Origin of the sequence: Haloarchaeobius salinus, assembly GCF_024464185.1 — an archaeon.
GTDB classification, from domain to species: domain Archaea; phylum Halobacteriota; class Halobacteria; order Halobacteriales; family Natrialbaceae; genus Haloarchaeobius; species Haloarchaeobius salinus.
Map to the genome: position 1 here is coordinate 1,002,120 of NZ_JANHAU010000001.1, position 12,973 is coordinate 1,015,092.

Annotated in this window: 6 protein-coding genes; 2 read left to right on the top strand and 4 right to left on the bottom strand. The window is 67.5% G+C overall.

Going from position 1 to position 12,973, the window contains the following annotated elements:
- Positions 1 to 37: 37 nt before the first annotated feature.
- The 4 genes from NO345_RS05105 to NO345_RS05120 all read right to left on the bottom strand — a co-directional run bounded on the left by NO345_RS05105 (position 38) and on the right by NO345_RS05120 (position 9,034).
- The gene (locus NO345_RS05105; RefSeq protein ID WP_256297078.1) at positions 38 to 5,338 is read right to left on the bottom strand and encodes a PKD domain-containing protein; all 5,301 of its coding nucleotides are present in this window, start codon (positions 5,336 to 5,338) and stop codon (positions 38 to 40) included.
- Entirely contained in the window at positions 5,325 to 7,394 is a 2,070-nt protein-coding gene (locus NO345_RS05110; RefSeq protein ID WP_256297079.1) for a hypothetical protein, read from the bottom strand. The genes NO345_RS05105 and NO345_RS05110 overlap by 14 nt, the downstream gene beginning before the upstream one ends.
- Positions 7,395 to 7,462: 68 nt before the next feature.
- The gene (locus tag NO345_RS05115; protein WP_256297080.1) at positions 7,463 to 8,050 is read right to left on the bottom strand and encodes a DUF2150 family protein; all 588 of its coding nucleotides are present in this window, start codon (positions 8,048 to 8,050) and stop codon (positions 7,463 to 7,465) included.
- Positions 8,051 to 8,194: 144 nt separating this feature from the next.
- Positions 8,195 to 9,034 (bottom strand): TatD family hydrolase, encoded by an 840-nt coding sequence (locus tag NO345_RS05120; RefSeq protein WP_256297081.1) that lies wholly within the window; start codon positions 9,032 to 9,034, stop codon positions 8,195 to 8,197.
- A gap of 189 nt (positions 9,035 to 9,223) precedes the next feature.
- On the opposite strand from NO345_RS05120, the gene NO345_RS05125 reads away from it, so the two are divergent.
- Both NO345_RS05125 and NO345_RS05130 read left to right on the top strand, forming a co-directional pair.
- The gene (locus tag NO345_RS05125; RefSeq protein ID WP_256297083.1) at positions 9,224 to 10,801 is read left to right on the top strand and encodes a S8 family peptidase; all 1,578 of its coding nucleotides are present in this window, start codon (positions 9,224 to 9,226) and stop codon (positions 10,799 to 10,801) included.
- A 284-nt stretch (positions 10,802 to 11,085) separates the two neighbouring features.
- Positions 11,086 to 12,969, top strand: a complete 1,884-nt coding sequence (locus tag NO345_RS05130) for a S8 family serine peptidase (protein WP_303646712.1) — start codon at positions 11,086 to 11,088, stop codon at positions 12,967 to 12,969.
- Positions 12,970 to 12,973 lie beyond the last annotated feature (4 nt).

A 12,973-nucleotide genomic window follows, 5' to 3' on the forward strand; every position in this document is an offset into this window, starting at 1 on the left:
TGTGCGTGTCGATGGGGATTTCGACGGGTGTCGAAAGTCAGCAGGACGTGAACTCACCCAGCGCGATGGTATCCCCGTGGTCGACCGTGCCCTCCCAGCAGGTCTGCCCCCCGGGGCCAGTGGCAGTCACCTCCACCGTCATCGGATCGTACTGGTTGCTGTTCAGGCTCACCGTAATCGGCCCGTCGAGATCGGTGACGGTCGTGGAGCCGACTACCGTACCTCCGGAATTGCGGACGACCAGTTCGACGGAGTCGACGTTCGTGTCGGCGACGAAGTCGTAGTCGAACGTCACCTCGTCAGCGTAGAGCCCAAAGAACCAGTTCTCGTTCGCTGACGCAGATAGCGCGTCGAACCCGGGCTGGGCACGCGAGAGCGACACGTCGACGTTCTCCGTCGTCTGTCCGTCCTGCACAGCGAGTGGGAACGAGTTACTGGTCTCGTACGCGGTTGCCGTGGCGTTCGCGGTGTAGCTCCCGGCGGGCACAGTCGTGATCTCGTAGTCGCCGTTCGCGTCCGTCGTGGTCGTGTAGGTAGATCCGTCGAACGTGAACGTCACGTCCGTGTTGGCCAGCGGTGTCCCGGCGGTCGTGTCGGTCACCGTCCCCGAGAACGAGCCGAACTGACTTGCGGTGCTGATGGTCACCGTGTCGGTCGCGCTGTCGTTCTCCGTACTCACGGTCTGCTCGTACTGGCCCTCGGTGCTCGGTACGGTCACCTGGTACGTCAGGGTCCGGCTCTCGCCGGGGGCGAGGGTAATCTCGGTCGCGTTCGAGGGGTTCCCGGCGGTGACGGTGACGTGTTCCACTGCGCTCGCGAGCACGTTGTTCGCCTCGCTGGTGTACTGCTCGTTGGGGATGTACTGCGAACGACCCATCCCGAGAAGGACCTCGTTCGCGTCGTCGTCCGCGAGGATGGTCGGACCGTCGTAGCTACCCGAACCCTCCTCGCGGACCTGTGCGAGCGTGTCGCCGCTATAGCCGGTCGTCCACACGCGGTCGGCGTTGCTGTCGGTCGCGGAGTCGTGGATGGTGATGGTGTCACCCACGTCGCCGACGCCGTCGAAGATGGGGTGGTCCTGCGTGATGTCGAACACGATGGGTGGCGTGCCCTGGAACTCCTGTTGCACGCTCGACGGGTCGCCACGGACCTGCGAGAGCCGCCGGATACCGTCGCTGTAGTCGCTTGCCGACGGGTTGTTCGTCCACTGGTCAAGGTAGACCGCGCCCACGTCGTTCGAGTCGACCGCGCTGACGAACGACGAGGCGAGCGTCGTGTCCGTCCCGAGGCGCTGGACGACAACGGCGTCGTAGCTACCCATCTGATTGACCGCGGTCTGCGTGTCGACCACGACGACCGAGTAGTCGTCGGGCAAACGCGAGCGGAGTGTCGACGCAATGTCGGAGCCGTAGACGCCGCCGTCGTCGACGACCGCGACCGTGAGCGTGTCCGAGGCGTTGAACACGTAGTCGACGTACTGCGTGTCGGCGGTTTCACCCGTGTTCGTCACGGTCGTATTGACGGTTATGGTCTCGCCCGGTGTCGCCGTCTCGGTGGCCGAGAGGTCGGTCACCTTGAAGAACGGCGGCGTGTACTGCGTGACTGTGACCGTCCGGGTCGTCGTGTTGGTGTCGCCGTTCTCGTCGGTAATGGTGAGCGTCACGGTGTACGTTCCGCTCGTATCGTAGCTGTGGGTGGGAGTGTCCCCCGTCGCGGTGGTACCGTCGCCGAAGTCCCACTGGTAGGACCCCGAGCCGGCGACCGTGCTGCCGGTGGCGTCGAACGTCACGCTGTCGCTCGTGTCGGGGGTCGGCGGACTGTAGTCGAACGATGCGTTCGGCGCGGGATCGAAGAAGTCCGTCTCGACCACGTCGGACCAGTCGCTCGGGTCGTCCGTGTCGACGTACCAGCCGGCACCGTCGCCGTTCCGGGTCGCGACGCCGGTCGCGTTGGCGTAGGTGTAGCTCCAGCCGTCGCTCGTGGTCGCCGTGCCGTAGGCGAACTCGTCGACGACCACGCCGCTGCTCGTGTTGACGAGTTCGAGCGGTTCGCCGTCGTTGGCGAGCACGCCGATCTCGTCCCCGGGCTGGAACTCGACGAGGGTCACGTCGGCCGGGACGGACCACTGCGCCTGGAACGCGCTGGCGTTCCGGACGAACCAGAGCGTCCCGTCGCTGGTCGCCGGGAACGTCGCCAGCGTCGCGCCGGTGCCGCTCTCGTCGTCGCGGACGACCCAGTCGCTCGTGTTCAGCGGGCCGTCGACCTCGACCGCGACGAACTCCCCGTCCGTGTCGGCGAGTGCGTCGGGGTTCGGCTGGACCCCCGTCAGCAGCGCGGCCGGCCGGACAGTCACCGTCCGGGTCGCGCTGTCGGTCAGGCCGTCGTCGTCGGTGGCCGTGAGCGTCACCGTGTACGTGCCGGGCGTGCTGTAGGTGTGCGTCGCCGTCGGGCCGCTCGCGGTGGTGCCGTCGCCGAAGTCCCACTGATAGGAGCTGATGGAGCCGTCGGGGTCCGAGGAGCCGGTGCCGTCGACCGAGAGCGACTCGCGCGTGGTCGGGCTCGACGGCGAGGCGGTGAACGACGCGGTCGGCGGCGTGCCGCTCGCGTCGTAGGTCGGACAGTCGCCGGTAACCGCGACACCGTTCGCACCGTCCGGTTCGACGGTCAGCCCCGCCAGACACGGACTCTGGGACGGCGCGGTCGAGTTCAGTTCGACGACGACGCGGAACCGGTCGCTCGAGGTGCCGAAGTTCCCGTCACCGACGGCGTAGGACTCCTGGCCGCCGACGATGGATACGGGGTCGCTCCGGTTCCACGTCCCGTCGTCCTCGGGGTCGGACTCGACGTAGACCGTGAGGCTCGTCCCCGACGGCACGTCGGCGGTGACGTTCTCGAGCCGGATGGTCCGCGGGTCGACCGTGACCGAGGTCGTCTTCTCCGCGGTCGTGATGGTCCCGTTCCTGCTGGTCTCGTACAGTGCCCGTGCCTCGGCGTCGGAGAGCGCGCGGTCGTAGAGCCGCACCTCGTCGAGTCGGCCGTCGAGGTACTCCGGCGAGCCGCCGGTGTCCTCGATGACGCCGATACCGGAGAACGGGGTCGTCTTCGCGCCGGCGTCGGAGGTCGCCGTGTCCTCCAGCACGCCGTCGACGTACACCCGCGTCTCACCGGAGTCCGCGTTCCGGGTGAGCACGACGTGGTGCCACGCGCCGTCGTTGATCTCCGTAGCGCTCTGTGCGCCGGCCTCGTTGCCCGCCATCACGCCGATGTTCCCCGAGGCGTCGATCCAGCCGTAGAACACGTCGTTCGCGTCGCCGTTGCTCTCGACCCCGGTGATGCCCGGGGCCTGCCACATCGTGTCGGAGCCGCTCTGTGTGGTCTTGATCCACGCAGAGACCGTCCCGCTGGTGCCGAGCGTGTCGGAGAGGTCCGTCGGTGCCTGCACCGAGTCGTCGAGGCCGTCGAAGCGGTACGCCGAGGTGTTCAGGATACCGGGGACACCCTGGGTCGCGCCGTCGACGGTACCGTCGTTCCCGCCACTCGCGTCGTCCGCCGTAGAGCCACCGTTCTCGTCCAGCGGGTAGTACGCCACGAGCCCCGAACCACTGGTGGGGTAACCTAGCTGGACCGCGCCCGCTTCGTGGTCGCCGTGATTCGCGTGGACGACGTTCGACTCGACGGTTGCGGCGTCCCAGTCCGCTGCAGTCTGCCAGACCAGCGGCGAGAGCGCGCCGCTGACCACCTCGACGACCAGCCGGTCACCGCTCCCGCCGCTGGTGACGTACGCGAGGAAGGTGCCGTCGTTCTGCAGGTCGAACGTCGCATCGGCCGCACCCGAGCCGTTGGTCTGAGCGTCGGCGCTCGCGATGTTCGCCACGTTCGTGTTGTTGACGGAGAACTCGACCGGCTGGTTCGCCAGCCCCTCGACGATGCGGGCGGTGAACGTTCTCGACGGACTGCTCGTCCGGTCGACGGTCACCGTCGAGTTCCGGTCCCACTCGACGGTGAACGCGCCGCCCGTGGAACCCCCCGCGCCGCCACCACCGCCGCCACCGCCGCCGTCGCCGGGCGTGACCGTCGTCACTACCGTCGCGTTCAGCGGCGCGCTCGCGTCGAAGCCGCTCCGTGGGTCCCCCGAGAGGCTCACGTTCACCGTCACGTCGGTCGCTGTCGTCACCGAGTCCGGCGCGTCATAGCGCGCGGTCACCCGCCCGTCGTCGCCGACCCTGAGGCCGGTGAACGTGCGCCGACTGGTGCCGTCGACGGTCAGGTTGCCCGGGCTCCCGTCGAGGGTCAGGTTCACCGTCGCCCCCGGTACGGGGTTGTTGTACGCATCCCGGATCTCGACGGTGAACTCGCGGGACGAGCCCGCGTTGGCAACGCTGTCGTCGCCGTCGACGACCGTCACGTAGGCCGGGTCGGGCGACGCGGGGTCCGGCTCCGAGGCCGTCCCGAGGTGGACCCTCGTCGTCTGCACGGCGTACGTCTCGTTCGCGACGAACGTGATACCGACCCGGTGGAGCGTCTCGCCGCCAGCGGTCGGTACCGGCGTCTGCGTCCGGTTCACGACGTCGGTGACGTAGCCGCCGTCCTCGTCGAGTTGGCCGTCAGCGGCCAGAGTCTCGTTCCAGAACTCGGCTGGACGGTAGGAGGTCACCGTCAGCGTCACCGGCCCGGTGTCGTTCTCCACGCGGACCGTGTTCGTCGAGGTGCTCGTCGGCGTCACCTGGAGCGAGAGGTCGTCGGTGACGCCGGACCGCGTCTCGCTCACGTTCCCCGACGCGACGAGCAACGAGAGCCGCTTCCCGTCGACCAGCGACTGCGGGGAGCGCGCGATGGTGGTCGAGTCGTACCGGTCGTACAGCAGCGTGTTGTCGAGCACCGTCGTCGGCGCGTCCTCGTACTCGTGGTAGCCCGGTCGGTAGGTGACCAGCACCGTGTCGTAGCTCAGCTCCGTCCCCCAGAAGTCCGCCGTCTCGCCGTCGACCGGCGTCGCGTTGGAGACGTTCACCGTGACCGCGCCACCCCCCGAGACAGTCCGCAGCTGCCCGACCGGCGGCTGCGGGTTCCGGTAGAGCGTCCGGTCCGGGTACGTCGTCCCCAGCGGGATGTCGACGGTGCCACCGCGTCCGCCCGCACTGGCCGAGACCATCCGGCTCCGGAGCTCCTGCAACTGCTCGTGGACCTGCTGGTTGTGACCGTACTCGACCTCCTCGTTCTGGGCGGGAACGACGCCCACCTGCCACGCCGTCACCGCGAGGAGGAGGAACGCGAAGAAGATGACGAAGCCCAGGACGTAGCTCTGGGCGCGGTCGTCGCGGTCGTGATTACAGTGCTGCACGGACTGCACTCCACCTCCTCGGTGACTGCTCGGTGGGGTCGACCGCCAGCCGTGCGTCGAGTGTCATGCCCCGGGACGGGAGCACGGGCTGTAGCGACGGAGTGCCAGTCGTACAGGAATCCGCCTGCGACTTGTCCTTCGTCACCCCCGCGTTGTTGAACGTGAACGTACACTCCTCGTAGTTCCCGCTCGTGTCGTTGACCCGGATGGTCACGGTCACAGTGCGCTGGTTCATCTTCTGCTCGGGGATGTTGTACGTCGTGGTCGTGTTCGGGTTGGTGCTGGTCGTGCTCACCAGCGTCGCCCCCTGGTCGTTCACGGCAGTGAAGCTGACGTTCTGCACCGCCACGTCGTCGCTCGTGTCGTAATCGAACGTGAGTTGGTCTGCCTTCTGCCCGTTCGGGTTGTTGATGCTCACGCTGGTCATCGGCGCGAACTGTGGCGGCGTCGTGTCGCCCGTCGATCCGCCTGCCATCCCCTCGACGGAGAACGCCACCCGATCACCGCCGGCACCGCTGGTGACGTACGTCGACACCGTTCCGTTCTCGGTCATGGTCAGCGTCGTCCGGTTCTCGCCGGTGCTGTTCGTCGTCCCGTTGTTCGACGAAAAGCTCCCGACGGTCGAGTTGCTCACGGAGTAGGAGACGGTGGCACCGTCCGCGACGGGGTCGGTGAACATGACCATCGGGAGGTCGACGGAGGACTCGCCGTTGCCGTCGATGGTGCAGATGCCGCGCGGAGGGTCGTCCGTGCAGGAGACCGTCGCGGCACCGGAGGCGGTCCGGTTGTCGGGGTCGTGCCACGTCACGTTGTACGCGCCGTTCCCGCCGCCCCCGCCACCGCCGCTCGCAGTCACCGTGATGTTGAACTGGACCCGCTCCGAGGCGTTCGGGCTCGCGGAGATGTTCATCTCGACCGTCGCGGAGCCCGAACTCGACGGGGCGTCGTAGACGAAGGAGATGCGACCGTCGTCGCCGGTGCGCTGGTCGGTGTCGGAGATGGAGCCGCCGCCGCGCTGGACGCTCGCGTTGACCAAGACGCCGCTCTGCAGCGAGTTGTACCGGTCGCTGACGGCGACGGTCAGCGTCTCGCTGCCGCCCGCCGAGACGCTCCGGTCGTTCTCTCCCTCCGCGGTCAGGTAGGCATCGCTCTGAACGGGTGTGACCCCGGTTCCGACGCCTGCTTTGGCGAGCCGGAGGCGGTACTGCTCGCCCTGCTCCAGCTCGAATGTGACGAGGTAGATGGGGACCGTTCCCGAGGTGTCGAACGTGCCGTTCGCCCGTACCGCGCTGACGTACGCGTCCGGGTCGCTGTCGGACGGGTCGTACTGGCCCGACTCCTCGAGGAGGCGCTGCCACTCGCCCGCCGAGAGGGTCGTCGGGACCGTCACGGTCAGCTGCTCGTTCGTCGTGTTCTCGACCGTGACAGTCCGCGGCTCGCCGGTCACCGACCGCACCGTCAGCGACGCGGTCCCGCCTTCCCGCCGCACCTCGCCGTCGAGTGCGGTCAGCGTGATGCGGTTGCCGTCGAACACGTCCTGCTGTGTCAGCGTGATGTTCGCGGTCCGAAAGCGGTTGTACGCGAGCGAGTTCTCGTACACCGTCGTCGGCGCACTCTGGTAGACGTTGTAGCGCGGTTCGTAGACGATTGCACCGGTCGAGTACGAGCGTGCGGTCCCGTTCCAGTAGTCGGCGGTCTCGCCGTCGAGCGCGGAGGCGTTGTCGACGGTGAAGCCGACCGAGTCGTTGGTCGTCCCGACGGTGCGCAACAGCCCCGTCGGTGGTGGCGGGTTCACGAAGATGCTGCGTGCCGGGTAGCGGGTGCCCAGCGGGACGGCGACCGAGCCGCCGACGCCACGGGCGGGCACCGTCCCGACGGTGTCCCGGAGGTCCTGCATCCGCTCCTGGACCTCGCGGTTGTGGTTGACCTCGACCTCCTCGTTCTGGCTCGGAACGACCTGCACCTGGTAGGTCGAGATCGCGATGACGACGAACGCGAGCAGGATGACTGCGCCCACCTGGACGCTCACCCCTCGCTCGTCGTCGAGAAACCCCATTCTATGCGCTGATTAGCTTGGCGCGAGTAAAACCCTTATGACCAAAATACTGGGGAAGTAGGTCCCGATTACTCGGCGTCGTCGTCCTCCTCGACGACCTCGGGGTCCTCCATCGCGGACTGGAGGCTGGCGAGGCCGTTGAGCCACTGGGCGACCGGGCCGTACTCGAGCTCCTCGCCCAGCTCGGGCGAGAGCTCCTCCCCGTCGATGATGAGCGTTCCGGCCTTCACGAGGTAGCCGCGGGCGCTCTCGATGTCCTCCTCGGCCTCGGCGTCTGCGGCCGCCGACACGAACTCGGGAATCGTGGCCTCCTCGGCGGGGCCGGCGTGGATGTACTCCATCGCGGAGTGCAGGACGATGCTCAGGCTCTCCTGGACGCTGCCGACGAGGAACAGCTTGTCCTCGTCGTCGAAGTCGGGCTCGGTGAAGACGATGTCGCCGATCTCGTTGATCTTCTCGGAGGCTGCCTCCTCGTCGAGCTCGTCGTCGTCGGTCGCGGAGACGATCTTCGCGACGGCGATGGCGGCGTCGTCCTGCATGAGGTCGAACACGCGCATCGAGTCCTCGTCTTCGGCGTCGACGTCCTCGTCTTCGACTCGGTCGATCCAGTTCTGCCAGCGTTCTGCCGAGTAGTATTCGGTCGGGGGAGTGCTCATACCACAACCTACCCCGGCGTAGTGAAATGCCTTTCTCTACGGTGGGACGCTCCCGCCCGAGACAGCCGTGCGTGGGCACGAAACGGCGTGGTGGACCGGAGCACACGACGGCGGTACGGTGGTGCAGCTGTCGGCGGTCGGCAGCTACAGGTCCGCGGTCGTGTCGATGTCGTAGACGAGCGCCGGTGTCTCGACGTGCGCTCGGCGGACGGCCTCGTCGTGGCCCTCCTCCAGCAGCCAGCGGACGCGCCGTGGGACCGTCTTCGGGCCGAGCACCGCGCCGGGACGGTCGGGGTCGTCGACGAAGTCGGTCTCCATGAGGAACGGGGCGTCCGAGGCGGCTGCGACCGTGAGACGCTCCTTCTCGCTCATCACGCTCGGGACCGGGCCGGCGAGCTCGCCGCCGGCGTAGTGCTTGACGACCCGTGTCCGGTCCAGGCCCTCGTCCTCCGCCCAGTCGGCGACCTCGGTGAGGTCGTCGCTCGCCTCGGTGTGGAGCTGGACCGCACAGTCGGCCCCGGCTCCGAGCGAGAACGCGTGGCGCATCACGTCGTTCGAGGCCTCCCAGACGGCGTCTTCGACCTCGTAGTGCGGGCGGCCGGATTTGAGTGCGAGGGCGCGTCCGTCGGCGACGTACTTCGCGGCGAGGTCGAGTCCGGCCTGCATCAGGTCGCGTGCCTCCCCGGGTGTGTGGCCGTCGTCGACGAGGTGGGAGACGAGCCCCGGATGGACGCCCAGCACCGGCCACGCTCGTCCGTCGAGTCGCTCGCTCGCGGCCGCGACGGCCCCGATGGTCGCCTCGAACACGTGCCGGAAGGACTCGCGGTCGGTCGGCAGGTCGCCAAGGTGCCAGGACGGCTTGTTGACGACGAGCAGGTGGGTGCCACCCAGCCGTGCGAAGTCGTCGACAGCAGCCATGCCGCGACCGTGGTCCGGGTCGAGATGCATGTGGTTGTCGAGGACGGGGGTGTCGAGTTCCTCCATCGTGTGTACGTGCGTGCGTGAACGCGGAAGTAACATGATGTTTCGTTCCCTCGGTATCTGGACCACTATTTCCGGATGACGGGCACGCACTGACCGGTGGAAGCTGACAACTGCTCGTGTTGAACACTAGTTAATTCAGTCCCGGCTTGCCAAGATATAAATGGCTAGCGGTAATTGCTATTGGTGGGCATGGCAGATGATACCCCACGCGGTACGAACAGACGTACGTTCCTGAAGACGACCGGTGCCGCCGCGAGTGCGGCCGCCTTCGCTGGGCTCACGCAGGCCACTCCCGGACGCGAGCCGGGTGCCAAGGAGAACGAGCTCCTCGTCGGCGTCTCCTCGTCGACAAGCATGGCATCCGTCCAGCGGCAGGTCGAGCGAGACCTCCCATCGGACGCGAACGTCGTACACGAGAACGAGAACCTCAGCTACATCGCGGTCGAGGTCCGCGACGACGGTCCCTCGACGATGGACGCCGTCGCCTCGCGCATCGAGCGCAAGTCCGGGGTCCGGTACGTCGAGGAGAACACGACGCACTACGCGTTCGCGACGCCGAACGACCCGCAGTTCGGCCAGCAGTACGCACCCCAGCAGGTGGGGGCACCGTCGGCCTGGGACACCACCTTCGGCAGCGATGACGTCACGGTCGCCATCGTCGACACGGGCGTCGACTACACCCACCCCGACCTCCAGAGCCGCTTCGGCTCGAACAAGGGCTCCGACTTCGCCGGCGGTGACGACGACCCCGCCGCGCCCAGCGGCGAGAACCACGGGACGCACGTCGCCGGTATCGCGTCGGCGACCACCGACAACGGGACCGGCGTCGCGGGCATCTCGGACTCGACGCTGCTCGCCTGTCGCGCGCTCGGCGGCGGTAGCGGCTCCACGGCCGACATCGCCGACGCCGTGGAGTACGCGACGAACCAGGGCGCGGACATCATCAACATGAGCCTCGGCGGCGGCGGCTACACGCAGACGATGAAGAACGCCGTCTCCTACGCCGTCAACAACGGCGCGCTCCCCATCTGTGCGGCGGGGAACGACGGCTCGGGCTCGGTGTCGTACCCTGCCGCGTACGACGAGTGTGTGGCGGTCTCCGCGGTCGACGAGAACGAGAACCTCGCGGATTTCTCGCAGTACGGTCCGAACCTCGACGTCGCCGCACCCGGTGTCGACGTGCTCTCGACCTGGAACGACTCCCCGTACAACAGCATCTCCGGCACGTCGATGGCGTGTCCGGCGGCCTCCGGTGTCGCCGCACTGGGCAAGGCGGTCGATCCCGGCCTCACCCCGACCCAGCTCCGGAGCAAGCTGAAGAACACGGCCGTCGACATCGGCCTGTCCGAACAGGAGCAGGGCGCGGGCCGTGTCTCGGCCGTCAACATCGTCGACGGTGACGGTGGTGGTGGCGGTGGCGGCGGTGGCGGCGGCGACTGTGGAGACGAGTCCACCGGTGGCTCGGCCGACAGCTCGCTCTCGGGGTACTGGGACTCCGAGTCGTACACGTACACCACCTCGCTCGACAGCACGTGTCAGGTCACGGTCTCGCTCAGCGGTCCGAGCAGCGCCGACTTCGACCTGTACGTCACCCTGGACGGCCGGACGCCGTCGACGAGCGACTACGACAAGCGCTCCATCACCCCGGACAGCCAGGAGCAGGTCATCGCGGATGCGGTGAGCTCAGGCCAGGATATCGGTATCCTCGTCGACTCCTACTCCGGCTCGGGCAGCTACACGGTCAGCGTCGAGGAGCTCGGTCAGTAGGCTCCCGTCCTCCCCCTGCGGGGGGATTCGACGGCCGTGTCAGTTCGCGTACAATCGCTCCCGGAACCACCATCTGGTTTCCGAACGCTATATCCGTTGGTATTAAGTGTCTACAGCGCTGACGCTCTCCCGGCGTTTCAACGAGTGGCCTGTTTGCTATAGTTTCTAACCGATTCGACAAACAACTTTCTAGAAACTACCGGACAAATTGTATAACTCTCCGATAAATTTAGACCCAGATTATAAAATTATAAGTAGTGGTAACGTGACTGCCGTTGTGTGTCATGACAGGCGATAACACGCAATCGTGGGCACGACGAACCTTCCTGAAAGCGACTGGCGCGGCGGCTTCGGCCGCTGCACTCGCGGGCATCACCTCTGCGACCCCAGGACGGGACCCGCAGCCGCGTGAGAACGAACTCATCGTGGGCGTCTCGGGTGCGGCGAGCATGGCCAGCACCGAGGCGAGCGTCCAGGAGGAACTCCCCGGACCGGCGAGCGTGACGCACCGTAACGAGAACCTCAGCTACTTCACGGTGGAGCTACCGGACCAGGCCGCCGCACAGGCCGAGTCCGCCATCGCGGAGGCGATCCGGCGGAAGACCGGCGTCCGGTACGTCGAGGAGAACAAGACCGTGCACGCGTTCGCGACGCCGAACGACTCGCTGTTCGACCAGCAGTACGCACCGCAGCAGGTGCGTGCGCCGTCGGCGTGGGACACCACGCAGGGCAGCTCCGACGTGACCGTGGCGGTGGTCGACCAGGGCGTGAAGTACGACCACCCCGACCTGCAGGCGCGCTTCGGCTCCGACAAGGGACAGGACTTCGTCGACAGCGACGGCGACCCGTACCCGGACTCGATGGCGGACGAGTACCACGGCACCCACGTCGCCGGCATCGCGGCGGCGACCACGGACAACAGCACCGGCATCTCGGGTATCTCGGACTCGACGCTGCTGTCGGGCCGCGCGCTCTCCGAGGAGGGTAGCGGCTCCACGACTGACATCGCCGACGCGGTCGAGTGGGCCGCGGATCAGGGCGCGGACATCATCAACATGAGCCTCGGTGGCGGCGGCTACACGGATACCATGAAGAACGCCGTGAGCTACGCCGTCAGCAACGGCTCGCTCCCCATCTGTGCGGCGGGGAACGACGGCTCCGGCTCCGTCTCCTACCCGGCGGCGTACGACGAGTGTGTGGCCGTGAGCGCGGTCGACAGCAACGAGAACCTCGCGGATTTCTCGCAGTACGGTCCGAACCTCGACGTCGCCGCACCCGGCGTCGACATCCTGTCGACGTGGACGGAGAACGTCTCCCAGTTCGGTGGCCAGTACAACAAGATCTCCGGCACGTCGATGGCGTGCCCGGCGGCGGCCGGCGTCGCCGCGCTGGGCAAGGCGGTCGACTCCACCCTCTCACCGACCGAGCTGCGCAGCCGACTGAAGAACACGGCCGTCGACATCGGCCTCTCCGAGGAGGAGCAGGGCGCGGGTCGCGTCGACGCGCTCAACATCGTCGAGGCCGGCGGTGGCGGTGGCGGTGGCGACGACCCGCCGGAGAACGAGGCTCCGACGGTGTCCATCGACGCCTCCTCGGCGACCGTCGAGGTCGGTCAGGAGGTCACCTTCGACGGCTCCGGCTCCAGCGACTCCGACGGCTCCATCAGCGCCTACGAGTGGAGCTTCGGCGATGGTGCCTCGGCCACCGGCCAGACCGTCACCCACACGTACAGCGAGGCGGGCGACTACAGCGCCAGCCTGACCGTCACCGACGACGACGGCGCGAGCACGACCGACTCCGTCTCGATCACGGTCGAGTCCGATGGCGGTGGCGGCAGCTGCGGTGACGAGTCCTCGACGGGCTCGGCGGACGGCTACCTGTACGGCTACTACGACTCGACGTCGTACACCTACACGAACAGCCTCGCGGACCCGTGCCAGGTCACCGTCTCCCTGACCGGCCCGAGCAGCGCCGACTTCGACCTGTACGTGACGACGGACGGGCGCACGCCCAGCACGTACGACTACGACAAGCGTTCCATCTCGATGGGCAGCGACGAGCAGGTCATCATCGACAGCCCGAGCGCGGGACAGGACATCGGCATCCTCGTCGACTCCTACTCCGGCTCCGGCAGCTTCACGGTCAACGTCGAGGAGCTCGGCCAGTAAGGAC

Coding starts and splice junctions, on each gene's coding strand:
- NO345_RS05110 (WP_256297079.1), bottom strand. CDS start 7,394: ATGGGGTTTCTCGACGACGAGCGAGGGGTGAGCGTCCAGGTGGGCGCA.
- NO345_RS05130 (WP_303646712.1), top strand. CDS start 11,086: ATGACAGGCGATAACACGCAATCGTGGGCACGACGAACCTTCCTGAAA.
- NO345_RS05125 (WP_256297083.1), top strand. CDS start 9,224: ATGGCAGATGATACCCCACGCGGTACGAACAGACGTACGTTCCTGAAG.
- NO345_RS05115 (WP_256297080.1), bottom strand. CDS start 8,050: ATGAGCACTCCCCCGACCGAATACTACTCGGCAGAACGCTGGCAGAAC.
- NO345_RS05120 (WP_256297081.1), bottom strand. CDS start 9,034: ATGGAGGAACTCGACACCCCCGTCCTCGACAACCACATGCATCTCGAC.